This window comes from Thermoactinomyces sp. CICC 10735 (assembly GCF_016055175.1).
Classification (GTDB): Bacteria; Bacillota; Bacilli; order Thermoactinomycetales; family Thermoactinomycetaceae; genus Thermoactinomyces; species Thermoactinomyces vulgaris.
This window is the reverse complement of sequence record NZ_JAECVT010000004.1, coordinates 146277-171666: the sequence shown is the minus strand read 5'-3', so window position 1 is coordinate 171666 and position 25390 is coordinate 146277. Positions and strand designations below refer to the sequence as shown.

Here is a 25390-nt window from a genome sequence, read left to right as displayed (position 1 = left end):
GAGATGAGCGGAGCAAAGAAAAAAGTGGCTGTATTGCCGGGAGACGGAATCGGTCCGGAGATTGTGGAAGAGGCTGTGAAGGTTTTGTATCAAGTGGAACGGATGTATGGTTGCGCCTTTGAATTTCAATACAGCTTGGTGGGGGGGACGGCCATCGACCGGGTGGGCACTCCCCTCCCCGATGAAACGTTGCAATTATGCAAAGCATCAGATGCGGTTTTGCTCGGGGCGGTCGGGGGACCCCAATGGGACCGGTATCCGGCTGAACTGCGTCCGGAAAAGGCTTTGCTGGCACTGAGAAAAGAACTCGGTTTGTTTTCCAATTTGCGTCCGGTCATGGCGTTTGAAGGATTAAACACAAATTCCTCTTTGCGGTTCGATGTGGTGAAAGACGTGGATCTCATTGTGGTTCGCGAATTGACCGGCGGCATTTATTTTGGAGAGAAGACCCGTTCGCAAACGTTACAGGGCGAAGTGGCCACTGACCTGCTGGTGTATCATGAATACGAAATTGAACGAATTGTACGGCAAGCATTTGAAATTGCCAGAAAGCGGGGGAAAAAAGTGACATCCGTGGATAAAGCCAATGTGTTGGAAAGTTCCCGGTTATGGCGGGAGGTGACCGAAAAAGTGGCGGAAGAATACCCGGATGTCACCTTGGAACACATGCTGGTGGACAATTGCGCCATGCAATTAATTCTGCGCCCGTCTTCTTTTGATGTGCTGGTGACTGAAAACATGTTTGGCGATATTTTAAGTGATGAATCCGCCATTCTTTCCGGTTCCATCGGTTTGTTGCCGTCGGCCAGCCTGGGTGAAGATTCCTTTGGTTTGTATGAACCGGTTCATGGTTCCGCCCCCGACATTGCCGGACAGGGAGTGGCCAATCCGGCGGCGACGATATTGTCTGCTGCATTGATGTTGAAATTTTCATTTGGTTTCCACCAAGCGGCTGAGGCAGTGGAGCAGGCCGTGCGAACGGTTTTTGCTAACGGGTACCTGACGCCGGATTTGGCAAAACCGGATACGATGGCGGTGGATACGGAGGAATTTGGAGATTTGGTCGTGGAAGAACTGAAGCGGTGTTCTCCGGTGTTGTCCCAAGCGAATTAAAGAAGATGAAAGTGAAAAAAGCCGGCATTGCCGGCTTTTTTGAAAGGAATTTAAATCATTTCGATGTGCTGTCCAACCAGGGCATGGACGGGATCCCGGCTGGTTCCCGGTACAGATCGTTTGCCAGGCGGTCCTTGATGCCGAGACGATTGGCATTTAAGTCTTTGTAACTGAAAAAAATGCTTCCTTTTGCAAACGCGTTTTGCCGGATCATTTTGATCTGGTTGGGGATTTCTTCCGGGTTGTCCCAGGCTTCGTTATCATTGCCGATCTTGTAGGCGGCATGTCCAATATATAAATGAGTGTTTCTTCCCGCCACTTCACCGGACCACCATGCAAGCAACTTGGCATAGTCGGCGGCCGGATGGCCGATGTTCCAGTAAATTTGCGGGGCGATGTAATCAAGCCATCCTTGCCGGATCCATGTGCGCGAATCGGCATAAACCGTGAAATAGCTTTCGGATCCGTTCGTGTCGGAGCCGGTCGGATCACTTGATTTGTTTTTCCAGATGCCAAACGGAGAGATGCCGAACTTCACACCCGGTTTTTCGCTTTTGATGGCCTGGCTGACGCACTGGACGAGGGTGTTGACATTATGCCGCCGCCAGTCTCCTTTGTCCGGAAAATTTTGTCCGTAAGTTTGGTAGGTTTCATCATCCGGGAAGTCTTGTCCTTGCACAGGATACGGGTAAAAATAATCATCGAAATGAACGGCATCAATGTCATAATTGCGGACCACTTCCATGATGCTGTCCACAATATGATCTTGGACAGCGGGGATACCCGGATCGAACCAAAGTTTTCCCCCGTAAGAAACCACCCAATTCGGGTTTTTTCGCGCCGGGTGATCCGGAACCAGTTGATCCAGTCGGGTGTCCATGCTCACCCGGTAGGGATTGAACCAGGCATGAAACTCCAGATTTCGTGCATGGGCCTCTTCAATCATAAAGGCCAGCGGGTCATAGCCGGGGGATTTTCCTTGTTCCCCGGTCAGATATTTTGACCACGGATTCCATTGGGAGGGATAAAAAGCGTCCGCTGTCGGACGGATTTGCACCACCACCGCGTTTAACCCCATTTTTTTGGACTCTTCCAGAATCGTGATGAACTCGTTCTTTTGTTCTTCCGCACTCAGATATGGATTGGACGGCCAGTCGATGTTTGTGACACTGGCGATCCAAACCCCCCGGAATTCACTTTGACTGGAAGTGCGGGCTTCAGCCATCGGATACCATGTGAAAGCGATCATCAAAGATGAAAGCAATAACAGAACCAATCGCTTCACAATCCATCTCCTCTCAATTGTTTGATAATGTTTCGCAAATTTATTATATCAAAATATTTCGACGTCTCGTCTTGAAATCTCTGAAAGACAAAATAAAAAAAACAAGCGAGTGTCACGTTCGCTTGTCCAAAATCAATCCAATAAGCCTTTTTGCCCTCAGGGTGCTTATTTATTTCGGGTTTGATTCCAAACGGATCAAATCAAAGAGGGAAGATAAAGGTTTACCTGTGATTTGATCATGATAATCGGACGGAAAACCGTCAATGTTGATATGGAAGATTTGATCTTGCGTTTCCACTCGTTGTTTTTGCAGTTTCATGGAAGGCATGACCAAATGGGCAATATTTTTTTTGTCCAATTTAATGGAATGCGGTGTAAACCGAAACGTGTGGTACCGGGTGTACGTGTCCGGGTGATTCAGAAATAAAATGTATTTTTGGTTATTCTCCGGTTGGGTGTAAAGAGGATGGATGATTTCAATTTTTTGGTCATCATTGGTTTGCAGTTGAAGCTTGTGGGCAATGCCGACTTCGATGTTCTTTTGCTCCAGTTTTCCTTTGAGCACCCGATCGACTTGAAATTTGTACACTTGCACTTCATGATAGGTGTTTTCGGAAGGGAGTGCCGGATTTTTCGGATTCCGTGCCCCGTTTTCCACCCGGTCCATTCCCTTGTACTCGCCGAGGACGATGACGGGGGCTTGATCAATCATGGCCGGCAAATTGTTTGCCATAGCCAAATCGACATGCATGCCCATGTTCACTTCTTCTTTTTTGTCACCGGGCATACAGCCGGCAGCCAAGAGAAGAAAGACGGTTGTAAACAGAAAAGAGATTTTTTTCCACTTCAATGAAAATCCTCCTTTAAGCCAGGAAGTTTCACTCATATAAATTGTTTACCCCGTTGATGTCGTCGGTCTGCGGGGTATATGTATGAAACCGGTCACGTTCCGTATTCATCAGGGATGTCCAATTGGTATGCGCCAAACCGAGAATGTGCCCGATTTCATGGCCCAGGACGCTTTGCCCAAATTGGGAGTCGTTATTGGACTCATAGTATGTATTCATTTTTGCCACCCAGGAATTGATGCAGGAACCCACGCCGGTTTGCCAGTAAGAATAGCCAAAATAACCATCTGTGCTGGAGTAATAAGAATCGACCACTCCGGTTGCGGAGGAATCGCCTTGCACAAAACGGCGTTTGTCCTGTGCTTCATTCCAGCTTTGAATCGCTTTTTTGGAAGCTTCCTGATGTTCATTCGTGATGTGTCCGCCCCAGCGATAGTATACATAATAATAATCACATAATTTGTCACCCGTAAAGCTGTATGCGAAAGTCATGGAAGGAAATATCCACACACATAAAGGGGTGATGAGGAAGAGAATGAGTGCTTTCTTTTTCAACTTGTTTCCCTCCTAATGTGGAATGCCCAGCTGCTGTAATCATCTACTAAGTTATAATACTTTTATATTTTTGTCTAACGCATGTATTTTTTATCAAAAGTATTTCTATTAAAAGAAAACCCAGCCCTGAAGGACTGGCCATGGGAGGATTTGTTATTTTTTACAGTCGCAATCCGGGCATTTGCAATCCGGAGTTCCGCATTTGTCGCATTTCGAGAGGATGAGCGAAGGCATTGGCGCACCTCCTTCACGGAAAGTGGAAGTGAGATTGGAAGAGATTTGAGCGTTCTCTACCCAATTATATAATAATATTATTATATGTGTAAATATAATTTTTAGAAATATAAGAATAATATCTTGTGTTTTTTTAATATTGTTGGTTTATCCGTTTTTCAAGTCTTCCGCGGCCTGTTGGGGTGACCGGCTTTGTGCAATGGCGGAGATGACGGCGACCCCGTCTGCTCCTGCTTCCCGGACCTGCCGCGCATTTTGCCGGTTAATGCCGCCGATTCCCACAATGGGAAAGGTTTTCCCGACGACACGGCGGATGCGGGTAATCGTTTCAGGCCCGACGGGATGTCCGGCATCGGATTTGCTTTTTGTGGCAAACATGGGCCCGACGCCGATATAATCGGCTCCGTTTTGTACAGCTTCCAGTGCTTCGGTTTCGGTTTTGGCGGAAACCCCGAGAATCCGCTCTTTGCCGATCAACTTTCTGACATGGAAAGCAGGCAGGTCTTCCTGGCCGATGTGCACTCCGTCCGCTTCCAGGATGAGGGCCAAATCGACACGGTCATTCACAATAAAAGGAATTTGGTGTTTTTGGCAAATGGCGCGCAGGCGAAATCCCAAATCCACGACTTGGTGCATGTGAAGATCCGGATGTTTTTCCCGGAACTGAAAGCAAGTGATGCCGCCTTGAATAGCCTCCTCCAGAATGCTTTCCGGTGAACGGCCGGAGCAATCCTGGCTGCCCATGATGAAATAAACCGACAGAACGTCGCCAGACCATTTCATTGGTATTCCTCCTTCAGGCGGTGTGCAAAGTGGTTGGTTGGGCCGTTTCCTTTTCCGAGCATCAAAGGATTTCCGACTGCAGCAGTGATAAAATTCTTGGCTTGACGGACGGCTTCATGCAAAGACTCTCCTTTTGCCAAATAAGCGGTGATGGCTGCCGAAAAGGTGCAACCCGTTCCATGGGTGTTATTGGTCTTGAAGCGAGGCGATGAAAAGGAGACAAAGTCTTTTCCGTCATACAACAAATCGATCGCCTCTTCTTCTTTGCCGTGTCCACCCTTGATGATCACTGCTTTGGCGCCTTCATCCACCAATTTCCGGGCTGCTTGTTTCCGGTCTTCCCAGCCGGTGATCCGTTGGCCTGCAAGAATTTCCGCTTCATGCAAATTGGGAGTGACAAGGGTTGCCAGCGGCAATAATTTTTTCTTCATCGCCACCCGGGCGTCTTCGGTGAGCAGTTGGTGTCCGCTGGTGGAAACCATCACGGGGTCGATGACCAAGGGACCGATTTGGTGTTCTTTGACTTTGGCCGCAACCACTTCGATGATTTCCGCATTGGCGAGCATGCCAGTCTTGGCTGCATCCACTCCGAGGTCTGTGACAACGGAGTCGATCTGTTTGGCAACCAGATCGGGATCCACCACACCCACCTTTTGAACCCCGAGGGTGTTTTGGGCTGTGATGGCCGTAATTGAGCTCATCCCAAATACATAAAGCTCTTGAAATGTTTTTAAATCTGCTTGAATTCCGGCGCCCCCGCCGCTGTCGGAGCCGGCGATGGTGAGTGCGCGTGCAATCTGTTTCATGGTGCTTCTCCTTCTGTCCTGATCTTTCCCATCGCATTGTAACACAAGGGAAACAAAAGAATAAAGCTGCAAAACCTGCCGGAAAGAGGGAGGGTTGCCCGTCCAAGAAAACGGAATGAACTTTCTTTCTTTTTATTGTAAAATCGATGAGGGAGGTGACTTGATTTATGGCCAATGCGCATAAAAAAAAGAAAAAGACCCGGATGAGCACCATTACCATGGTGACGGTTTTGGTTGTTTTTATCGGATTGGGTGTTTTTGCCATCATCAATTCTTTCGCGGGGAAGGATAATCCCGGCGAAGAGACGGCCCGTGTGCTTCCGGTTGAATACGACGGCCAGCCGGCGATTGGCGATGACAATGCCCCTGTCAAGTTGATGGAGTTTGGCGATTATAAGTGCCCGGTGTGCAAAGTGTTTCATGACACCGTTTATCCCAAATTGAAAAAAGAATATATCGATACCGGCAAAGTGCAGATGTATTTCACCAATTACCAGTTTATCGGGGAAGATTCGATCACAGCGGGAATGGCCGGAGAAGCCGTCTATCAACAAGATCCCGCAGCTTATTGGAAGTTTTATGACGCTATTTACAACCATCAGAAAGATGAATCCGTGAAATGGGCCACTCCGGACTTTTTGGAACAATTGATTGAACAAAACATTCCCGAAGTGGATGCAAAAAAAGTGCGGGAAGACTTGGATAACAAAACGTATTTAAATGAAGTGACGGCAGACAACAACAAAGCAAAAAAATTAAACATTGAATCGGTGCCGGCGGTTTTCGTCAACGGAAAAAAAGTGGAAAATGCACTGGATTATGAAGCCCTCAAAAAAATGATCGACAGCGAGCTGGCAAACAAGGAGAAGTGAAGGATGCGTCTGGTGAGAACGTACGGGATTTATTTTGCTTGGCTCGTTTCACTCATCGCGACATTGGGAAGCCTCTATTTCAGTGAAATATTGGGATTTATTCCCTGTACGTTGTGTTGGGTGCAACGGATTTTGATGTATCCGCTGGTGATCCTTCTCGGCATTGCCTCCTACCGGAATGACCGGGGCATCATTCCTTATGTGTTGCCGCTTACCGTATTGGGGGCGGGCATTTCGCTTTTCCATTATCTCAAACAAAAAGTTCCGTTTCTCTCCGAAGTTGCTGCTTGTCGGGTTGGCGTTCCTTGTGAGCAAATGTATATCAATTGGTTTGGTTTCGTCACCATTCCATTTTTGGCCTTGGTGGCTTTTCTGCTCATCACCGGGTTCCTGTGGGGGGCACGGAACCATTTTGAGTAAATTAGGCTGTTTTTTTAGGGATTTGTCCATTTCTTTCCTGTCTTTTGATACATAAAGTAGTGAGAGATAGGCAAATGAAAGGAGACAGCCTATGAAACGGAAATTGGCGAGTGGTCCCTACGATCACTATGACGGTTTGGGATCGAAGTGGTTTTTGATCGCGATCTTGGTGATTCTGTTCATCCTCTTTGTTTGCTTTTGGGGATTCTACGGATTCGGCGGTTTTGGCGGATTCGGCGGATATGGCGGCGGTTTCTTCTGGTGAGGAACAATGCAGAAGCCTGCTCTTTTTTTAAAGAACAGGCTTTTTTTTATTTTGGGGCATTATTGTTTGGAAAGGGATTCACGCAGGGTTTCAATCATTTCCTGGCGTTCTTCTTCCGTGCTGTTTTTCCAGATGACTTCAAATAAAACCCCCAGACCCGGAAGCAACTTTTCTTCACGTTGTTGAATGGAGTCAACAACCAATTCTTGCAGTTCTTCTTCATTCATGTTATGAATGTTGTGAATCACTGCACCACGGATGTCAAAATTCATGTGTATAATCCTCCTTTTTGAATATAGATTGTGCGGATTATGGAACATTATCCAACAATGGATGAAAAAGTTGCGGCGCCAGCTTTTATGGGAGAAAGAGGTGGACAAACGATTGGAAATCAAAACTTTTGCTGTCATCGGGCTGGGGAGGTTTGGAGGGACGATGGCGCGTACTTTGCACGAGATGGGATACGAAGTTTTGGCCATCGATAAAGATGCTTCCCGTGTCCAAGAGATGTCGCAAATCGTCACCCATGCCGTCGAGGCGGACACCACCGATGAAAATGCACTCAAATCCTTGGGGATTCGCAATTTTGACGTGGTCATCGTGGCCATTGGAAACGATATTCAGTCAAGCATCTTAACGACTTTGCTGCTCAAAGAAATCGGCTGTAAACAGGTGGTGGTCAAAGCCATCAACGAATTGCATTGGAAGGTGTTGGACAAAATCGGGGCCGACCGGGTGGTCTTTCCGGAGAGAGACATGGGCGTTCGGGTGGTGCACAGTTTAATCTCCCCGAATATCCTGGATTATATTGAGTTATCCAATGACTACAGCATCATTGAAATTATCGCCCGGGACTTTTTTTCCGGGAAGACGTTGCAAGAATTGGATATCCGGGCCCGGTTTGGTTGCAACGTGATGGCCATCAAAAAGGGAAACACCTTTAACATTGCGCCTTCGGCCACCGATGCGATTCATGAAGGAGACGTTCTGGTCGTGATCGGACACAACAAAGATTTGCAAAAATTACAGGAGCATGCCAAATGAAAAAGATAGAACGGATTACATCTTCGGAAAACCGACAGTGGAAACAATGGAAAAAGCTGAAAACCAAAAAAGGAAGAAAGCAGCAAGACGCATTACTGATCGAAGGGGAACATTTGCTTGAAGAAGCGTTGCGGGCAAAAATGGCTTTTCAAGCCGTGATTTTTTCCGAAGCTGCGAAGGACAAAACGGCAGATTGGTTGAAAAAGATCCCTGAGAATGTTCCGGTGTTTGAATTGCCTTCGTCTTTGTTTCAACAGCTGGCAGAGACCACGACTCCCCAGGGAATCATGGCGGTGGTCCGTTGCCCCCGTTGGTCGCTGGATGAAGTGTGGAAACAAACCAAAGGCGGGAACACTTTCTTGCTTTTGGATTCCATTCAGGATCCGGGAAACTTGGGCACATTGATCCGGACTGCCAAAGCAACGGGCATGGACGGGATCTTTTTGGGCAAAGGGACCGTGGATCCTTTCAATGGCAAAGTGATCCGGGCTTCGATGGGGGCCATTTTCAAAGTGCCGTTATGGCAGGAAGATTTAAGTGCGGTCATCCCCGTTTTAAAGGATCGGAACGTGACGGTTGTGAACGCTTCTCCGCATGCAACCCGCTCTTATTTTCATTATCCGTTTCCGTCCCGGGTTGCCATCTTGTTGGGAAATGAAGGGCGGGGGGTGGATCGCCGCTTGGAGGAATTTGTGGATGACCATGTGACCATCCCCATGCCCGGCGGAACGGAATCACTGAATGTTTCCGTCACCGGCGCTTTACTCATGTATGAACGAATTCGCCAAGGCTCCTTGCGGGGAAATGGAGAGTTCGATTATAATATAAAATAATTTTTCCGCAGAAAAATCATATCCATAAACGGCTGTGAAGGAGACAAGTAGGCAGTACGACCTTTCAGGGAGGAAATGCCGTGACTGAAAGCATTTCTAAGGAACCGGCTGTTGAAATTCACTCCGGAGCTGACCCCTGAACGATGGAGTAGGGGGGACCGGTTGATGACCGTTATTGCAAAGAAGCGGAGAAGGATGTTTCCTTCTCAAAAAAGGGTGGTACCGCGGATCTCTCGTCCCTTTGGGCGTGAGGTCTTTTTTGTTTATGGAATAATTTTCTATTTTATCTTTTCATTTGATACCATTTGTGGTGCCATTGACGACAGTTTTTACCGAAAGGAGATCGAACAATGCGTGAGCGATTGGAAGTCTTGAAAGAAGAGGCGACTTCGGTCATTCATCAGGCGCAAAGCTTGGATGAATTACGTGAATTGAAAGTGAGGTATCTCGGAAAAAAGGGCGAATTGACCGGAGTGCTCCGGGGCATGAAAGATCTTCCCCCCGAAGAGCGTCCGGTGATTGGAAGCATGGCCAATGAAGTCCGTGGATATCTGGAAGAGTTGATTGCGGGAAAAGAGAAAGAATTGGAAGAAGCGGTTCTTCAGGAACAAATCAACCGGGAAGTGATTGATGTTTCTTTGCCCGGGATCAAACCCGAACCGGGGACGTTGCATCCTTTGCAACTGATCATTGAACAAATGGAAGACATTTTTGTCGGAATGGGCTTTGAAATTGCGGAGGGCCCTGAAGTGGAAACTGATCAATTTAACTTTGAAATGTTGAACTTGCCGAAAGGGCATCCGGCCCGGGACATGCAGGACTCTTTTTACATCACTCCGGAAATTCTGCTTCGGACCCATACATCCGCGGTACAGGTTCGAACCCTTTTGGAAAAAGAAGGACGGGTTCCGGTGCGGATTATTGCTCCTGGAAAGGTGTACCGGCGCGATGACGACGATGCCACGCATTCGCATCAGTTTACGCAAATAGAGGGGCTTGTGGTGGACAGCGGGGTGTCCATGAGCGAATTAAACGGCGTGCTGTTGACCATTATCGAGAAAATGTTTGGCGAGGAAACCGAGATCCGTTTGCGTCCCAGCTACTTCCCGTTCACCGAACCGAGTGTCGAAGTGGACATTTATCATCCTGAAAAAGGGTGGGTTGAAATTTTGGGGGCCGGAATGGTTCATCCCTACGTGCTGGAAAAAGCGGGTTACAATCCGGAACGTTATTCCGGCTTTGCGTTTGGGATCGGTGTGGAACGGATTGCGATGTTGAAATATGACATTGACGACATTCGCCATTTCTACAACAACGATTTGCGTTTTTTGCGGCAATTTAAGAACGTCTGAAGAGGTGAATTGGAAGGATGTTAGTATCTTATGAATGGTTGTCTCAATATGTTGACCTGGAAGGAATTTCGCCGGAAGATATCGCGGAGGAGATGAACCGGACCGGGATTGAGGTGGAAGTCATTTACACCCGGGATCCGGGAGTAAACGGCGTGGTTGTCGGTGAAGTGTTGGCGGTGGAGCCCCATCCGGAAGCAGACCGGTTGAATATTTGCACGGTGAATGTGGGGAAAGGGCAACTGTTGCAAATTGTTTGCGGGGCCAAAAACGTGGCGGCAGGCCAACGGATTCCGGTTGCTTTGATCGGTGCCAAACTGCCGGGCGGAGTCCATATTAAAAAAGCCAAACTGCGCGGCGTGGAATCGCACGGGATGATTTGCTCGGCCAAAGAACTGGGATTTCCCGACAAAGTGCTGATGAAGGAGCAAACCGAAGGGATTTTTGTATTGGAACCGGATGCTCCGGTCGGGATGGATATTAAAGAATACTTGAGCATGGATGACCAAGTGATTGAATTGCAGTTGACCCCGAACCGTTCCGATTGTTTGGGAATGTGGGGAGTGGCCCATGAAGTGGCGGCGATTTTTGACCGGGAATTGCGCCTGCCGGTCATCTCCGAACAAGTTCCGAGCGAAGCAGGAACCGGGGTGGAAGTTGTCGTAGAATCTGTTGAGGACTGTCCTTTTTATGCCGCGCAAGTGGTGGGCAATCTGGAAGTGGGACCCTCCCCGCAATGGATGCAAAACCGCTTGATTTCCGCCGGGATCCGGCCGATCAATAACATTGTCGACATTACCAACTATGTGATGTTGGAGACGGGACAGCCTTTGCATGCTTTTGATTTTGACAAAATCGCAAACGGCCAAATCCTGGTCCGTCGCGCCAACGATGGGGAAAAGATTGTGACGTTGGACGATGTGGAGCGTGAATGTGACCCCGAAATGTTGTTGGTGACGGACGGACAAGAGCCGCTGGCGGTTGCGGGCGTGATGGGGGGAGCTTCTTCGGAGGTAACGAAAGAAACCAAAACCGTATTGCTGGAGGCTGCGTTCTTCAACCCGCTGACCGTCCGCCAAACTTCCAAAAATCTGGGGCTCCGGTCGGAAGCGAGCACCCGTTTCGAAAAAGGGGTGGATCCGGAACAAATTCTTCCCGCGCTTTACCGGGCGGTACAATTGTTGCGCCAACTTTGCGGAGGGGTCGTTTCTTCGGATGCGTCTGTGCATAAGGCGGGAGATGTTGAAGAAGTCACTATTTCCCTGCGCCATGAACGACTTGTCAATTTGTTGGGCGTGCAAATCAGTCCGGATGAAGTCATGGACATCTTCCGTCGGCTGAGATTGCCGGCTGCATTTGAAAACGATGTTTACCAGGTGCAAATTCCGACGCGGCGGCCCGATCTCATGATGGAAGTGGATTTGGTCGAAGAAGTGGCCCGATTGTACGGCTATGACCGGATTCCCGCGACATTGCCCTGGGGCCAGCAATTGCCGGGCGCCCTGACAAAGGAACAAAAACTGCGCCGCGATGCCCGGCATATGTTGCGGGAACTCGGGTTAAACGAAGTGGTGACTTACAGTTTGACATCGGATGAGGCCGAGCAGGAAATCGCTTCGTTGTATGATCTTCAACCCATCCGTGTGGCCATGCCGATGAGTAAGGAACATGCGGTGCTGAGGACGACATTGTTGCCCCAATTGATCAAAGTGGCGGCATACAACGTCCATCGTGGAAATGAACGGGTTCAACTGTTTGAAGTGGGGAAAGTTTATTTGACGCAAGAAGAAACATTGACCGATTTGCCGGAAGAACGGCTGCAACTGGCCGCGCTCATTGCCGGGCCGAAAGCCGCGTCCATCTGGAAAACCCCGCAAGTGGATGCGCAGAATTTTTATGAACTGAAAGGAATTTTGGAAAGCGTATTGGAACGGTTCGGAGTGCGGGATGCCGAGTATCAAGCGGCCGATTTGAACGGATTCCACCCGGGACGGACCGCACTGTGTGTGGTGGAGGATGAAGTGATCGGCGTATTGGGGCAACTGCATCCGAAATTGTCCAAGGAATATGATTTAAGTGAACCGGTTGTGCTCCAGCTGGATCTTGAAAAACTTCTTAAAAAGGATCTGCAAGTGATTTATGAACCGATTCCCCGCTATCCGGCCGTAACCCGTGACCTGGCCGTGACGGTGGATGAAAATGTGCCGGCCGGCCGGATCGAAGCAGGGATCCGGAAAGTGGCCGGAGAATTGCTTGAATCTGTAACCCTGTTTGATGTGTTTACCGGGGAGCAGATTGGGGAAGGTAAAAAAAGTGTGGCGTATTCTTTGGTTTTCCGGACGAATGAACGGACCTTGACCGATGAAGAAGTTCATCAAATCCATGAGCGAATTGTCCATTATCTGACCGAGCAATTTGGCGCACAGCTCAGACAATGAGCATGGATCAACGAGGAAACCTTCACAGTGTGAAGGAGGACGGTGCAGTGAGAAATAAATTAAGTGTGGAAATCTACGGAACCCAATATCAGCTGACGGGAAAAGCCAGTCCCAGCCATATGCGTCAGGTGGCAAGCCACGTCGATGAAAAAATGCGGCAAATCGCCGACAATAACCCGCGTTTGGACGTGGCCCGCCTGGCCGTCTTGTCGGCGGTCAATATTGCGGATGATTATTTAAAACTGAAACAGGAATACGATGAGATCATGCACTTGATTGAAGACGAAGAGCCATGAGGTGAAAAAACAGCATGAATGGTTTTGACATGATTGTCCTTCTTCTTCTTGCCGGTGCATTGATCCAAGGATACCGGCAGGGGTTTGTCATGCAAGTGACTTCGTTGCTCAGTTACATTTTGTCCCTCTGGATTGCTTTTCATTTTACCGATGAGCTCGCGCCGGTGCTGAGCAACTTGTGGAAACTGCCGGATTCCACGCAACAAGGATGGATGACATTGGTGCCGGTGGATAAAATGATCTACTCGGCAATGGCTTTCTTCATCCTGTTGATCGGTGCACGCTGGGTATTGTCCATCTTCGCATCCCTTTTGAATCAGGTGGCCAGCTTTCCCGTTCTTCATTCCATCAATAAAGCGGGAGGGGCCATCCTCGGGCTGGCCAAGGTGATGCTGATCACGTTTATTATGGTCAACGTGCTTGCGGTTCTTCCCTGGAGCACCGGGCAGGAAGCGGTGGAGGGGTCGAAAGTGGCTCATGCGATCACCGGCTGGACGCCGGATTTGACCCGGGAACTGGATCGGTTGTTTCAAGGAAAGGCATTATAATATGTTTAGTATGCAACAGCTGTCGGGGAGGGACGCCTGACAGCTGCTTTTTTTGAAAGAAGGCAGAACGGGAGGGAATGCTTTGAACAATAAACAAATCGCCGGCACCTTGCATGCGTTGGCTGATTACATGGAGATCAAAGGGGAAAATGTTTTTAAGGTAAACGCCTTCCGCCGGGCAGCGCGAACGATTGAAAACAGCCGTTTTCAGATTGCGGAGGCGTTGGATCGTTTGCCTGAACTTCCCGGAATCGGCAAAGGAACGGCGGAAGTGATCCGTGAAATTGTCGCCACCGGCACTTCCCGTTATCTGGAAGAATTAAAAGCCGAATTGCCCCCGGAATTGCCGTTGTTGCTGAAATTGCCCGGATTGGGGCCGAAATCCATCCATACGTTGTATCACAAACTTTCGGTCACCAATTTGGACGAGTTGAAACAAGCGGCAGAGAAAAAACAAATCCAAACCCTTGCGGGATTCGGACCCAAAAAAGAAAAAAAGATCCTGGAAGCCATCGAACAATTTCAAAAGCGGCCCGAGCGTTTTCTGCTGCATGAAGCCATGGCGGTGGCCGCCGTCATCCAACAACGTTTGCAAGCCATTCCCGGGGTGGAGAAGGTGGAATTGGCCGGCAGCATCCGACGGTTTAAGGAAACGATCAAAGACATTGATTTTGTTTTGGCGACGAATCAACCCGCCGAAGTGGCGGAGCGGATTGCACAATTGCCTGAAGTGACACAAGTTGTCGGGCAAGGGGAAACCAAAGTCAGTATTGTCGTGGATACAGAAGGCCTGGTGATGGGAGTCGACGTGCGCCTGGTGTCCCCGGACCAATTTGGCAGTGCCCTCAGTCACTTCACCGGATCGAAAGAATTTAACATCCGCATCCGTCAGCGGGCGAAACAATATGGTTGGAAAGTGAGCGAATACGGCATTTATGATGCCGAAACCGGCCAAACGGCAAAATTTGAAAAGGAATCCGATTTTTTTACCCACCTGCATCTTCCTTTCATTCCGCCGGAGTTGCGCGAAGATCGCGGGGAAATGGAAAGAGCGGATCAGTCCTTGCTCCCTTCGCTCATCCGATTGGAGGATTATCGCGGGGATTTACATGCGCACACCCTGTACAGCGACGGGGCGCATTCCATTAAAGACATGGCACTGGCTGCCAAAGCCAAAGGGTACGAATACATGGCGGTGACGGATCATTCCCGGTCTTTGAAGGTTGCCGGCGGTTTGACAGTGGATGAAGTGTATGAGCAATGGGAGGAAATCGACCGGCTGAACCGGGAGGGATTGGGAATTCAGATTTTAAAAGGGGCGGAAGTCGACATCCTGGCAGACGGAACCCTGGATTATCCGGATGATTTGCTGAAACAGATGGATCTGGTGATTGCATCGGTGCACACACAATTCCGGCAGGATGAAGCGACCATGACCCGCCGCATCATCCAGGCGATGGAAAATCCTTATGTCAATATCATTGCGCATCCGACCGGACGGTTGTTACTGCGGAGGGATGCTTATGACGTGGATGTGGACCGGTTGTTTCAAGCCGCCCGGGAGACCGGCACCATTTTGGAGTTAAACGCCAATCCGCATCGCTTGGATTTAAATGACCGGTTGTTAAAGAAAGCCAAAGAAGAATACGGATTAAAATTTACGATCAACACTGATGCGCACGCCACCGCGGAGTATGATTCCATCATTTACGGAATTGCCACCGCCCGCCGGGGTTGGTTGGAAAAAGAAGATGTCATCAATGCATACCCGTTGGACCGGTTGAAAGCCGTGCTTAACAAGAATTAACGGCCGGACGTGATTCGTCAACCGGATTTTTTCGTTGAAAGCCGGACGGAAAAGATCCGGCTTTTTTTGTTTTGTGGATGTGGATGGAATCTGCATGATTTTGAACGGGACTTGGCATAATAACCAGTAAATATCAACCAGAAAAAGGGTTGTGAGCTTGTATGGTCAATCGTGTAACTTTGAAATGGTTTGCGTCTTGCTTGATCGTCAGTCTCTGTGTGAGTGCATGGTTGGCTCCGGTTTTTGCGGCGGATCAACAAAAGATTTCAGCGTCGTCGGCAACAGCATTTGGTGACACCATTCTCAAAAAAGGTGCCAGAGGCGGCGATGTTTATGAATTGCAGGGACGTTTAAAACTTTTGGGGTTTTACACCGGAGATGTGGATGGAGTATTTGGCCATCGCACTTATTTGGCCGTCCGGTTGTTCCAATATGAATTCGGCTTGAAGATTGACGGAGTGGTCGGTCCGAAGACAAAATTGAAACTTTGGCAATCGACAAAGCATTGGCGACCGGAAATGACCAATAAGAAAGGACCGGTGCTAAAACGCGGGAACCGGGGCGGCGGTGTCTGGGAGTTGCAGGGACGTCTCAAGCATATCGGTTTTTACACCGGAAAATGGGATGGCAATTTTGGAGAAAGAACGTATCGCGCCGTCCGGTTGTTCCAATATGAATTCGGCCTGAAAGTGGATGGCGTGGCGGGACCGAAGACAATGCAAAAACTCAGGAAAGCAACCAAAAATTACGCCCCCGAAACCAAGTGGCAACAGCCGCAAGAGAGCAAGCAGGTTTCCATTCCAAAAAGCAGTTACGGTTTGTCAGAAAATGATATTCATCTGTTGGCGCAAGCCGTTTATGCGGAAGGGCGGGGCGAATCTTACATCGGACAGGTTGCCATTGCCGCGGTGATCTTGAACCGGCTGGAAAGCAGAGAATTTCCGGATACCATTTCCGGGATTATCTTTCAACCTTTGGCATTTGAAGCGGTGGCCGACGGGCAAATCTGGATGCAGCCGGATGAAACGGCCAAAAAAGCAGTCAGGGATGCTTTAAATGGTTGGGATCCGACCGGAGGCGCATTGTATTACTTCAACCCGGAACGGGCAACTTCCAAATGGATTTGGAACCGTCCGCAAATCAAAAAAATCGGGAAACATATTTTCACACGCTGAAAAACCATCGGGCTGATTTCGATCGGCTCGATGGTTTTTCGTTAACAGGAAATGCTATAATAAAGAATGATTTTGAAAAGAAAGAGGAGTTGTCCGGCGTGGAGCAGTGGACGCTGAAATCGTTGGAATATGACCAAGTTAAAGAGATGGTGAAAAGCGAGGCCGCAACGGTCTTGGGAAAAGAGAAAGTCAGCCAATTAACCCCTTCCGGCCAAAGGGATCAGGTGAAACACCGCCTGCAAGCCACACAAGAAGGCATGGACTTGATCCGGCTGAAAGGGGACCTTCCGCTGGGAGGGGTCCGGGATATACGCGCAGCGGTCCGGCGGGCTGAAAAGAGCGGTGTCTTGACCGAATCGGAATGTCTGGACATCGCCGGTACCATTTCGGCCGGACGCAAGGTGAAGTCCTTTTTGCGGCAAGTGGAAGATGAAGAGGCGCCGCTTCCCATTCTGCGTGGTTTGACCGAGCAGGTTGAAAGTTTGGAATGGGTCGAAGAAGAAATCCTGAAAAGCATTGATGAACAGGGAGTTGTCAAAGACCAGGCCAGTCCCGGATTGGGGAAAATCCGGAGCCGCATCGGGGAAGCGAAAAAGCAAATTCAACAAACATTACAAGAAATCTTGCGCAATCCGCATTATACGAAGATGATGCAGGAAGCCATCATCACCCAGCGGTTCGACCGGTATGTCATCCCCGTCAAGCAGGAGTACCGTTCCCGGTTCCCGGGAATTGTCCATGACCAATCCTCATCGGGGGCGACGTTATTTATCGAACCGGAAGCGGTGGTGTCATGGAACAACCGGTTGCGTCAGCTCGAGTTGCAAGAGAAACAGGAAGTTGAAAAAGTATTGAAAAAGCTGACGGAGAAAATTGCCCCCGAAGTGGAGAGCTTAAAAAGAAATCTGGAAATTTTGGCCAGCCTGGATTGTATCATGGCTTGTGCCCGGTTCGGATATCGGGTGAAGGGAATTTGCCCGGAGATTTCCGAATCGTTACTGCACCTGAAAAAAGCCCGCCATCCCTTGATTAAAGGAGAAGATGTGGTTCCCATCGAAGTTTCGATCGGGGATGATTACCATGCCATTATTATTACCGGCCCCAACACCGGAGGAAAAACGGTGACACTGAAAACGGTCGGTTTGTTTGCTTTAATGACACAATCCGGAATTCCCGTTCCCGCTGAAGAAGACAGCATCATGCCGGTGTTTGGCGGGGTGTATGCCGATATCGGGGATGAACAGAGCATTGAACAAAATTTGAGTACCTTTTCCGGACACCTCACCAAGATTATCCGCATTTTAAAACAGGTGGATGAAAAAAGCCTTGTATTGTTCGATGAATTGGGCGCAGGAACCGACCCGACAGAAGGGGCGGCGCTGGCCATTTCCATTTTGGAATATGTGATCCAAAAAGGGTCGTTTGTCATGGCGACCACCCACTACAGTGAATTAAAACTGTTTGCCCATCATCATCCGAAAACCGTCAATGCCAGCATGGAATTTGATGTGGAGACATTGAAACCGACCTACCGCTTGTTGATCGGGGTTCCCGGCCGCAGCAACGCGTTTAACATCTCCCGCCGTTTGGGATTGCCGGAAGAAATCATTGAGCGGGCCAAAGCACATCTGTCCAGTGATGAAAAAAGCTTGGAAGAAATGATTTCTTCTTTGACCACTGAGCAGAAGCTGGCTCGGGAAAAGCACAAGGAAGCGGATGCATTGCAGAAAGAAGCAGAAGCTTTGTATGCGGATATCCGGGAAAAATGGGAACAGTTTGAGGAAGAAAAAGCCGCTCTCAAGGAAAAAGCGCGTCGAGAGGCGCAAAGGATCATTGCCGATGCCGAGCGAGAAGCGGAAGAGGTCTTGAAGCAATTGCGGGCATGGGCCAAAGCCCGGCCGGGGGATTTAAAAGAGCATGAATTGAATGAAGCAAAAGCCAGGCTGAAAAATGCCGTGCCGGATTGGGAATTGCCGCAAAAGCCGAGGAAAAACACCGGCAAAGCCGAGAAACTGAACGTGGGGGATGAAGTTCGCGTTTTGTCTGTGAATCAGAACGGAACCATCACCGAGGATATGGGCGACGGATATTATCAAGTGCAAGTCGGCTTTTTGAAGATGAAAATGCATCGAGACCAGCTGGAAAAGCGTTCTTCGCCAAAACCGGCTGACGTGAAAATAAAGCCGACGGTCAACCGGATGTCTGCCAATGTGAAACCCGAGTGCGATTTGCGGGGCAAGCTGGTGGAAGAGGCATTGCTGGAAATCGACAATTATTTGGATAAAGCCCTGTTGGCGGGCTATAAAGAAATTCATCTCATTCACGGCAAGGGGACAGGTGCACTTCGCCAAGGAGTGCAAAAGTTTTTGCGCAGCCACCGGCATGTGAAAAGTTTTCGTTTGGGCAACCATAATGAAGGCGGATCCGGCGTGACGGTGGTCGAATTGAAGTAAAGATTGCATATGGAGGAAACCGATGAAACACTTGCCATGGATCTTGGGAACCATTTCTTTGCTTTTTTTCATAGCAGGGGTTATTTTCTTTATGTTTTATGCATGAAAAGAAGGAGGGAATCCCCTCCTTCTTTATTAATAATTGACGGCTTTGTAAGCATTGATTCTTCCGTGTTGGAAGTAAGTTCCGGTGCCGCTGATTTTATCGGCTGTATTTTCAATGGCAGCCCGGATTTGCGAGTTGCTGCGGCCCTGGCTGGCCAACAAAGCGGCAAGTCCTGCCACATGCGGTGTGGCCATGGAGGTTCCGCTCAAGGATGCATAACTGCTGTTGAGGTAGGTGGAGTAGATGTTGGAACCCGGAGCGGCTACATCCACCCAGCTTCCGTAGTTGGAGAAGTAAGACAGGCTGTCATTGGAATCGGTGGAAGCGACAGCAATGGCTTGAGAGTAATAAGCCGGATAGTTGGGAGTGGAGCTGCTGCTGTTTCCTGCAGCGGCAACGACGACAGCTCCGCTGTTCCAAGCTTGTTGAACGGCGCTTTGCAAGGCCGAGCTTCCGGAAGTGCCACCCAAGCTCAAGCTGATGACATCTGCCCCGTTTTGGGCGGCATAAGCGATTCCGTTGGCAACGGCTGCCATGGTTCCGCTTCCGCTGTTATTCAGCACGCGAACCGGCATGATGGAGGCGTTGGGAGCCATTCCTGCAATTCCCGTTCCGTTATTGGTCACGGCAGCGGCAATTCCTGCGCAGTGGGTTCCATGTCCGTTCCCGTCTTGGGGATTGCTGTCGTTATCGACAAAGTCATACCCTTGGACGATTTTTCCCTGCAAATCCGGATGATTGGTTTGGACTCCGGTGTCCACGATGGCAATCACCGTGCTGCTGCTGCTGCGGGTGACATCCCAAGCTTGGGGAGCTTGGACTTTTTGCGGTCCCCATTGGCGACTGGTAAGGTCATTGGGTGTCCACATGATGTGAACGTAATGGTTGGGTTCAACATATTCCACATTGGGATTGTTTTTGTATTTTTCGATCATTTTTTCAACCGAACCATCAAACTTAACCACTTCAAAACCCAAATATTTGGATTTTTCGATCGACTTGGCCCCGTATTGTGCGTGAATCGATTGGGTGGATTGGGCGGAGATGCCATCTTTAAACTTCACAATCAACTCACCCGGCACATAGTCATCGGTTGAGGCAGGGCTGGCGGCAAACATGGTTCCGGGCACTGCAAGAAGGACAACCAATAACAGTGCCGTGGCAACACTCAGGAAACGTTTCATTTTTTCTCCTCCTGTTTCTTGATGAGATCCCCTTATCTGATTTTTCAGCAAAACAACAAAACAAAAAGGTAAGTGGTGGCAACCCTCCTTTTTATTTTATCCATAAATAATTTTCTACAAAAAAGTAATATATCCTCCTTTAATTTTTAACAATTTGGAATTTAAAAAAAGAGCTGACCATCATCGCATCATCAGCTCCTGAAACGGGTTGTCGGTTCACGGCTCCCTTCCGGGATGGCTGGTTACCGCTTTTTCGTGATCTTCCGCAAACTGTTGTATCTCTTTTTGTAATTGATGTAAATACGCCATGGTATCCCGTTGTCTCACCGGATCTGTTTCCGTTTGGGAAAGCAGATGTAAAGCCCGTTGGTAACTGGATGCCAATAAGTGATAATAAGTTTTTTTGGGTGAAATGTTTTTGATGACGGATGTATTCATTGAAACCTTCTCCTTGCCGTAAAATCCCCGACATTCATATCATACCAGATTTGAAAATGAACCACTGATTTCCTGGGAAATTACAAAATTGAAAAAAGATCGGTTTCCCCGAACCGAAAAAAGTGATTTTCTCCTGCATGTATTTATCCAGACAGTTGAGTTTTCCGGAGAAACATGGTCCGTATCGTTGATGTTTTTGTCACAAAGTGGCGTCTGCCGGCTTCGAACTGTTCAGCGCATTTTTGATTGCCGGTTTTGCTTGCACCTTGGGCACTGCCGTCATATGATGGTATATAGTGATTCAAGATCAGAAAAATAAAAGAGTGAGTGTGCATGATAATCGGATACCGAACCATTAAAACGGCGATCGGCATTGCGTTATCCATTTCCATTGCGCAATGGATGGGACTGCAATATTATACGGCAGCCGGAATCATTACGATGATTTGCATTAAAACGACAAAGAAGCAATCTTATCAAACGGCATGGGAACGTTTTTTCGGCTCTTTGGCGGGATTGGGGATTTCAGCCGTCTTTTTTGAATGGATTGGTTATCATACCTGGACGTTGACCTTATTGTTGCTCGTGTTGATTCCGATGAATGTTTATTTAAATATTAAAGACGGGATTGTATCCAGTGCGGTGGTTATCCTGCATCTTTATTTGTTGAAAGATGTCAATGTGGAGATCATCGTCAATGAAATCATGTTATTGGTGATCGGAATCGGCATGGCGGTTCTGCTCAATGCATACATTCCCAGTGCGGAAAAAGAGCTGAAAGCGTACCGGCACAAAATCGAAGAAAATTTTAAGATTATCTTGCGGGAATTTGCCGCTTATCTCCGTGAACCCGAGCGGTATTGGGACGGGAAACAAATCACGGAGACGGCGCAATGGTTAAAGGAAGCCAAAGAGCTGGCTGTCAGGGATATCGAAAATCAATTCAACGGATCAGCTCTTGATTATTACCAGTATTTTGAAATGAGAGAGCGACAGTTTGAAGTTTTGGAACGGATTGCGCTGACCGTTTCCACTTTAAACAACAGCAGTGAACAGGGGCAAATGATTGCCGGATTTCTGGAGGATGTAGCGGATGCCATTCATTACGGCGATTCCTCACAAGTGTTCCTAGACCGGTTGCAAGAGATCAGGGAAAGTTTTCATAATTCTCCTTTGCCTGCGACAAAAGAAGAATTTGAAACGCATGCCGCTTATCTGTATTTTATCAATGAAATGCGCCGCTACTTGATGATTAAGAAGAAATTATGGAAGGAAAAAGGAGAGAAAAAACAAAAAGAAAAAAGGCCTTTTCGCCTGTTCCCGGTGGTCAGGTGGAAGAAAAAGTCACAAGGCTAGCGTCTGCGGGGACGGATATTGATCCGGATGTTGCGGGGTTTGACAGCCGGAGGTGGCGGTTCTTGCTCTTCCTCTTCTTCCGGGTCCTCAAAAAAATGTGACATAAACAACCATTCAGGTTGAATCATTCCCATGGCCACCTGGGTGTAGGGAAGATATTTCGGCCAGGTATCGGACGGCTTTTTTTCCACCGGGGCAACCCCTCCCTGGGTTCTGTCTCTTTAAAATGATTCATCTACCGTAACCTATGTGAGACAAAAGGGGATTTATGATTAAAAATAAAAAAAGACGGGGGATATCTCCCGTCTTTTTTTATTTCAATGTGCGATCCCAGCGTAACCATTTGGGATAATGGTTTTTCAATAAACGGCCGGAAACTTTTCCCCAGCCCAGCGGATATCCGTCCACCGTGACCAGCGTCCAGCCTTTGGCCAGATCGCTCGGCAAGGCTTCTCCCTGCAAATACAGAAGAAGATCGGGATCATCCGCTTGAAAATCACAGGTTTGTTTCACCTGTTCCGGAAGGCTGGAGAGTGCCAAGGCGTGGGAAGGCACAAAATGGCTGCGTTTGGCCTGCCCCAGGTATCTGCCGGGCCTTTCCACCCGCAAACCTTTTAATGAAGGGAGATCCGGGTGTACTTGATAAAGATGATCGCCGTACATGGTGAAAGTCCCTTCTGAAAGATCCGTTTGGTTGTAAGTTTCCTGAATGAAGGATTTCCACACTTTTGCCGCCGGTTGTGGAACGGGCGGGTATTTGCCGGGCCGGGCTTTTCTGCTTTCCTGATCTTCTTTTTTTTCCAAAAGCACGACAAAGTGGCCTTCTCCTTTCAAGTGATGAGGCCAAAGGCGGCATGCTTGATTTAATGCGGGTACCCGGTTGCCTGCCCAATCGGGACGTGCCGGTTGATAGTGGGGAGCCGCTTGGATCGATTTGATCTCAAAACCTGGATGATTTTCTAAAAAGGATGCGATGACTTGCTCATTCTCCGTCGGGTTGAACGTACATGTCGAATAGACCAACCGGCCGCCCGGACGCAACATCGGGGCAGCGGCAGTGAGAATTTCATATTGTAATTCCGCGCATTTCTCAACCGCTTTCAGGCTCCAGCGGGTGGCGGTTTCAGGGTCTTTCCGGAACATGCCTTCTCCAGAACAAGGGGCATCAATCAAAATGCCGTCGAAATATTGGGGGAAACGGGCTGCCAGATGGGCGGGGGTTTCATTCAGAATGACGGCATTGGTAACTCCGCAGCGTTCCAGGTTTTCCACCAAGGCTTTGATCCGTTTGCCGTCAATTTCATTGGCAACCAGGACCCCTTCTCCTTGCATCTGGGAGGCCAGCTGTGTGGTTTTTCCTCCCGGAGCGGCGCACAAATCCAAAATTTTTTCTCCCGGCTTGGCGGAAAGGGCTTCTGCCGGAGCCATCGCGCTGGCATCTTGAATGTAGTATAAACCGGCTGCATGGTAAACGTGTTTCCCCGGACGGTCCCGTTCGTGGTCATAATAAAAAGCCGGCGGGCACCATGGAACCGGTTCCAGCCGGAAAGGAACTTTTTCCGGGAAGGAGAGGTGTCCGGTTTTCAACGTGTTGACACGTAAACTGCGAACCGGAGCTGATTCATAAGTTTTGAGGAATGCCGGATATTCATCGTCCAACAGGGATTTCATCAGTTCCAAGAAGTCTTGCGGAAGAGATTGCACAGTATTTCCTCCTTAAAGTTAAGCTCCATCCAAAAAATCAGGCACTATTATACCACAGATGAAAAATCCGGTGATGAAAATAGCATCCCCCGGTAAAGGAAACTCATTCTTCCAAAGGGGGGATGCCGCAGTGAAGGAAATTGCATTTACACTTCCATGACTTCCAGATCCCGTAACCGGAGTTGTTGCAATTCACCCAGCATTTTTATGTATTTTTCTTTTTCTCCCAATTTATTCCAGCATTCGGATAAATTGAGCAAGGCCTTTTCCATGAGCCGGGTAAAGTTGCAGGAACTGGCGATGTGCAAGGCTTCTTCGTAAGGATCGACGGCTTTCGGATATTGTCCGTTTTCAATGTAATAATCGCCCAAAGCCATTAACGATTCACAGTAGCGATGGGAGTCATTATATTTTTTTCCGCGTTCCACAGCCGTTGACAAGCTGAGGTATGCTTCGCGGCTTTTGTTCATCTTGCTGTATAATTTCCCAAGCCGGGTCAGGGTTGACACGAGTAAAACTTTTTTGTCTTTCAGCTTGTTTTCCAAGCGGAGAGCCAGTTGATAACAATTTTCGGCAGTCTGGTAGTCATTGGCGTTTTGCAGGATGTTTCCCCAAACAGTCAACAATTCGACCGCCTGTTCGTGTGCGCCGTTTGTACGCGCGATATGTAGTCCTTCCCGGGCGTATTTTAAGGCTTCATCATATTTTTTCTTTTTATTTAACAAAGCAGCTTTTAATTCATACATATATAGTTTGACTTTCAGGCTGTTGATTTGTCCGATTCTTTCCCATAATTCATTCAATATTTGCAAAGCTTCATCAGTCCGGTACAGTTTTTCCAGATATGTGGCTTTGGCAATCATTAAATAATCATAAAGATCGGAAGGGTTTTCTCCCGGTTGAAAGGCGTTCAGCCCTTGTTCGTTATAATCCAGCGCTTTATATAAATGATCCCGGAGGTAATATATTTGCCCCAGTTCATACAGGCAAGCCGATTTGATATGGGAGTCGGAGGCGTGATTTTTCTTTTCGATGGCATGGATGGATTGGAGAAAAAAATGTTCCGCTTTTTTTAGTTTATTTTTCTTCACATAGCACAAGCCTTTTAAATAATAAATCTTGTCTAAATAATATTCTTTTCCTTGGGATTGCAATTTGCGGAGCTGTTCCAAAGCTGCATCGCAATCCAAACGTATACAGGTTTCAATTAAAAAGAGCAAGTTTTCCGTTTTATTGCGCTCGCCGTTTTCCTGATGAATCAGGGAGGGAAGTTGGGAAACGTCAAATCCGAGTTTTTGGCAATAATAAAGCCGGTTCTGCGGTTTGACGGTGGGAACGCCGCGCTCAATGCTGGAGATGGTGGCGAATGAAATTTGATCATCCTCCAAATCCACCAGTCTGAGTCCCCGCTTTTTGCGGACTTTTCGCAAAGCTTCTCCCAAAACTTTTAAATCAAGTTCGTTCAAAAAGATCACCTC

Annotated in this window: 25 protein-coding genes and 1 other annotated feature; of the genes, 14 read left to right on the top strand and 11 right to left on the bottom strand. The window is 48.3% G+C overall.

Annotation, left to right across the window (positions count from 1 at the left end):
- Positions 1–3 precede the first annotated feature (3 nt).
- Positions 4–1113: a 3-isopropylmalate dehydrogenase gene (leuB, locus tag I8U23_RS09790; RefSeq protein WP_198050995.1), complete on the top strand. Its 1110-nt coding sequence runs from the start codon at positions 4–6 to the stop codon at positions 1111–1113.
- Between the two features lie 55 nt (positions 1114–1168).
- On the opposite strand, the gene I8U23_RS09785 is transcribed toward leuB, so the two are convergent.
- From I8U23_RS09785 to thiD, 5 genes are all read right to left on the bottom strand, one after another.
- Complete coding sequence (locus I8U23_RS09785; RefSeq protein WP_370526939.1) at positions 1169–2398, bottom strand: glycoside hydrolase family 10-like protein; 1230 nt, start codon at positions 2396–2398, stop codon at positions 1169–1171.
- Positions 2399–2567: 169 nt separating this feature from the next.
- Positions 2568–3248 (bottom strand): hypothetical protein, encoded by a 681-nt coding sequence (locus I8U23_RS09780; protein WP_037993398.1) that lies wholly within the window; start codon positions 3246–3248, stop codon positions 2568–2570.
- 28 nt (positions 3249–3276) lie between these two features.
- Positions 3277–3801: a matrixin family metalloprotease gene (locus tag I8U23_RS09775; protein WP_037993397.1), complete on the bottom strand. Its 525-nt coding sequence runs from the start codon at positions 3799–3801 to the stop codon at positions 3277–3279.
- A 381-nt stretch (positions 3802–4182) separates the two neighbouring features.
- A complete protein-coding gene (thiE, locus tag I8U23_RS09770; protein WP_037993394.1) occupies positions 4183–4818 on the bottom strand; it encodes a thiamine phosphate synthase in 636 nt (211 codons plus the stop codon).
- On the bottom strand, positions 4815–5624 hold the full coding sequence (gene thiD, locus I8U23_RS09765; RefSeq protein ID WP_049719799.1) for a bifunctional hydroxymethylpyrimidine kinase/phosphomethylpyrimidine kinase: 810 nt from the start codon (positions 5622–5624) through the stop codon (positions 4815–4817). Before thiD ends, thiE begins: the two co-directional genes overlap by 4 nt.
- Before the next feature lie 167 nt (positions 5625–5791).
- Between thiD and I8U23_RS09760 the strand changes: the two genes are divergently transcribed.
- The 3 genes from I8U23_RS09760 (at position 5792) to I8U23_RS09750 (ending at position 7181) form a co-directional block, all read left to right on the top strand.
- The gene (locus I8U23_RS09760; RefSeq protein WP_082240556.1) at positions 5792–6496 is read left to right on the top strand and encodes a DsbA family protein; all 705 of its coding nucleotides are present in this window, start codon (positions 5792–5794) and stop codon (positions 6494–6496) included.
- 3 nt (positions 6497–6499) lie between these two features.
- On the top strand, positions 6500–6916 hold the full coding sequence (locus tag I8U23_RS09755) for a disulfide oxidoreductase (protein ID WP_037993390.1): 417 nt from the start codon (positions 6500–6502) through the stop codon (positions 6914–6916).
- A gap of 91 nt (positions 6917–7007) precedes the next feature.
- Positions 7008–7181 carry a hypothetical protein gene (locus I8U23_RS09750; RefSeq protein ID WP_231564556.1) on the top strand — a complete coding sequence of 58 codons (174 nt, stop codon included), beginning with the start codon at positions 7008–7010 and terminating at the stop codon, positions 7179–7181.
- Between the two features lie 59 nt (positions 7182–7240).
- Here I8U23_RS09750 and sspI read toward each other — a convergent pair whose 3' ends face one another.
- Positions 7241–7453: a small acid-soluble spore protein SspI gene (sspI, locus tag I8U23_RS09745; RefSeq protein ID WP_037993387.1), complete on the bottom strand. Its 213-nt coding sequence runs from the start codon at positions 7451–7453 to the stop codon at positions 7241–7243.
- A 61-nt stretch (positions 7454–7514) separates the two neighbouring features.
- Between sspI and I8U23_RS09740 the strand changes: the two genes are divergently transcribed.
- The 9 genes from I8U23_RS09740 (at position 7515) to I8U23_RS09700 (ending at position 19124) form a co-directional block, all read left to right on the top strand.
- On the top strand, positions 7515–8225 hold the full coding sequence (locus I8U23_RS09740; protein WP_049720019.1) for a potassium channel family protein: 711 nt from the start codon (positions 7515–7517) through the stop codon (positions 8223–8225).
- On the top strand, positions 8222–9058 hold the full coding sequence (locus I8U23_RS09735) for a TrmH family RNA methyltransferase (RefSeq protein WP_049719800.1): 837 nt from the start codon (positions 8222–8224) through the stop codon (positions 9056–9058). The genes I8U23_RS09740 and I8U23_RS09735 overlap by 4 nt, the downstream gene beginning before the upstream one ends.
- A gap of 25 nt (positions 9059–9083) precedes the next feature.
- Positions 9084–9302: a binding site (T-box leader), on the top strand.
- 106 nt (positions 9303–9408) lie between these two features.
- Entirely contained in the window at positions 9409–10410 is a 1002-nt protein-coding gene (pheS, locus tag I8U23_RS09730; protein WP_037993383.1) for a phenylalanine--tRNA ligase subunit alpha, read from the top strand.
- Between the two features lie 17 nt (positions 10411–10427).
- Positions 10428–12845, top strand: coding sequence for a phenylalanine--tRNA ligase subunit beta (gene pheT / locus I8U23_RS09725; protein WP_049719801.1), 2418 nt, complete (start codon positions 10428–10430; stop codon positions 12843–12845).
- Between the two features lie 2 nt (positions 12846–12847).
- The gene (gene zapA, locus I8U23_RS09720) at positions 12848–13141 is read left to right on the top strand and encodes a cell division protein ZapA (RefSeq protein ID WP_181732020.1); all 294 of its coding nucleotides are present in this window, start codon (positions 12848–12850) and stop codon (positions 13139–13141) included.
- A 14-nt stretch (positions 13142–13155) separates the two neighbouring features.
- Positions 13156–13689 carry a CvpA family protein gene (locus I8U23_RS09715; protein WP_037993373.1) on the top strand — a complete coding sequence of 178 codons (534 nt, stop codon included), beginning with the start codon at positions 13156–13158 and terminating at the stop codon, positions 13687–13689.
- Positions 13690–13771: 82 nt separating this feature from the next.
- Positions 13772–15496, top strand: coding sequence for a DNA polymerase/3'-5' exonuclease PolX (gene polX, locus I8U23_RS09710; RefSeq protein ID WP_084712877.1), 1725 nt, complete (start codon positions 13772–13774; stop codon positions 15494–15496).
- A 161-nt stretch (positions 15497–15657) separates the two neighbouring features.
- A complete protein-coding gene (gene sleB / locus I8U23_RS13755) occupies positions 15658–16671 on the top strand; it encodes a spore cortex-lytic enzyme (protein ID WP_037993371.1) in 1014 nt (337 codons plus the stop codon).
- A gap of 98 nt (positions 16672–16769) precedes the next feature.
- Positions 16770–19124, top strand: coding sequence for an endonuclease MutS2 (locus tag I8U23_RS09700; RefSeq protein WP_037993464.1), 2355 nt, complete (start codon positions 16770–16772; stop codon positions 19122–19124).
- Between the two features lie 135 nt (positions 19125–19259).
- Here I8U23_RS09700 and I8U23_RS09695 read toward each other — a convergent pair whose 3' ends face one another.
- A complete protein-coding gene (locus I8U23_RS09695) occupies positions 19260–20348 on the bottom strand; it encodes a S8 family serine peptidase (protein ID WP_231564558.1) in 1089 nt (362 codons plus the stop codon).
- A gap of 282 nt (positions 20349–20630) precedes the next feature.
- Entirely contained in the window at positions 20631–20852 is a 222-nt protein-coding gene (locus tag I8U23_RS09690; RefSeq protein WP_037993367.1) for a hypothetical protein, read from the bottom strand.
- Positions 20853–21185: 333 nt separating this feature from the next.
- Between I8U23_RS09690 and I8U23_RS09685 the strand changes: the two genes are divergently transcribed.
- Complete coding sequence (locus I8U23_RS09685; protein ID WP_049719802.1) at positions 21186–22208, top strand: aromatic acid exporter family protein; 1023 nt, start codon at positions 21186–21188, stop codon at positions 22206–22208.
- Here I8U23_RS09685 and I8U23_RS09680 read toward each other — a convergent pair.
- The 3 genes from I8U23_RS09680 to I8U23_RS09670 form a co-directional block, all read right to left on the bottom strand.
- The gene (locus I8U23_RS09680; RefSeq protein ID WP_037993365.1) at positions 22205–22399 is read right to left on the bottom strand and encodes a hypothetical protein; all 195 of its coding nucleotides are present in this window, start codon (positions 22397–22399) and stop codon (positions 22205–22207) included. The genes I8U23_RS09685 and I8U23_RS09680 overlap by 4 nt on opposite strands.
- A gap of 121 nt (positions 22400–22520) precedes the next feature.
- Positions 22521–23912, bottom strand: coding sequence for an RsmB/NOP family class I SAM-dependent RNA methyltransferase (locus tag I8U23_RS09675; protein ID WP_082813468.1), 1392 nt, complete (start codon positions 23910–23912; stop codon positions 22521–22523).
- A gap of 146 nt (positions 23913–24058) precedes the next feature.
- A complete protein-coding gene (locus I8U23_RS09670) occupies positions 24059–25378 on the bottom strand; it encodes a helix-turn-helix domain-containing protein (RefSeq protein ID WP_049719803.1) in 1320 nt (439 codons plus the stop codon).
- Positions 25379–25390: the final 12 nt, after the last annotated feature.

Bases quoted from the DNA above. Each gene is read 5' to 3' on its own strand.
- leuB (WP_198050995.1), top strand. From the start codon at position 4: ATGAGCGGAGCAAAGAAAAAAGTGGCTGTATTGCCGGGAGACGGAATC.
- thiE (WP_037993394.1), bottom strand. From the start codon at position 4,818: ATGAAATGGTCTGGCGACGTTCTGTCGGTTTATTTCATCATGGGCAGC.
- thiD (WP_049719799.1), bottom strand. From the start codon at position 5,624: ATGAAACAGATTGCACGCGCACTCACCATCGCCGGCTCCGACAGCGGC.
- I8U23_RS09760 (WP_082240556.1), top strand. From the start codon at position 5,792: ATGGCCAATGCGCATAAAAAAAAGAAAAAGACCCGGATGAGCACCATT.
- I8U23_RS09755 (WP_037993390.1), top strand. From the start codon at position 6,500: ATGCGTCTGGTGAGAACGTACGGGATTTATTTTGCTTGGCTCGTTTCA.
- I8U23_RS09750 (WP_231564556.1), top strand. From the start codon at position 7,008: ATGAAACGGAAATTGGCGAGTGGTCCCTACGATCACTATGACGGTTTG.
- sspI (WP_037993387.1), bottom strand. From the start codon at position 7,453: ATGAATTTTGACATCCGTGGTGCAGTGATTCACAACATTCATAACATG.
- I8U23_RS09740 (WP_049720019.1), top strand. From the start codon at position 7,515: ATGAAAAAGTTGCGGCGCCAGCTTTTATGGGAGAAAGAGGTGGACAAA.
- I8U23_RS09735 (WP_049719800.1), top strand. From the start codon at position 8,222: ATGAAAAAGATAGAACGGATTACATCTTCGGAAAACCGACAGTGGAAA.
- pheS (WP_037993383.1), top strand. From the start codon at position 9,409: ATGCGTGAGCGATTGGAAGTCTTGAAAGAAGAGGCGACTTCGGTCATT.
- pheT (WP_049719801.1), top strand. From the start codon at position 10,428: ATGTTAGTATCTTATGAATGGTTGTCTCAATATGTTGACCTGGAAGGA.
- zapA (WP_181732020.1), top strand. From the start codon at position 12,848: ATGGATCAACGAGGAAACCTTCACAGTGTGAAGGAGGACGGTGCAGTG.
- I8U23_RS09715 (WP_037993373.1), top strand. From the start codon at position 13,156: ATGAATGGTTTTGACATGATTGTCCTTCTTCTTCTTGCCGGTGCATTG.
- sleB (WP_037993371.1), top strand. From the start codon at position 15,658: ATGGTCAATCGTGTAACTTTGAAATGGTTTGCGTCTTGCTTGATCGTC.
- I8U23_RS09695 (WP_231564558.1), bottom strand. From the start codon at position 20,348: ATGTTTGCCGCCAGCCCTGCCTCAACCGATGACTATGTGCCGGGTGAG.
- I8U23_RS09690 (WP_037993367.1), bottom strand. From the start codon at position 20,852: ATGAATACATCCGTCATCAAAAACATTTCACCCAAAAAAACTTATTAT.
- I8U23_RS09685 (WP_049719802.1), top strand. From the start codon at position 21,186: ATGATAATCGGATACCGAACCATTAAAACGGCGATCGGCATTGCGTTA.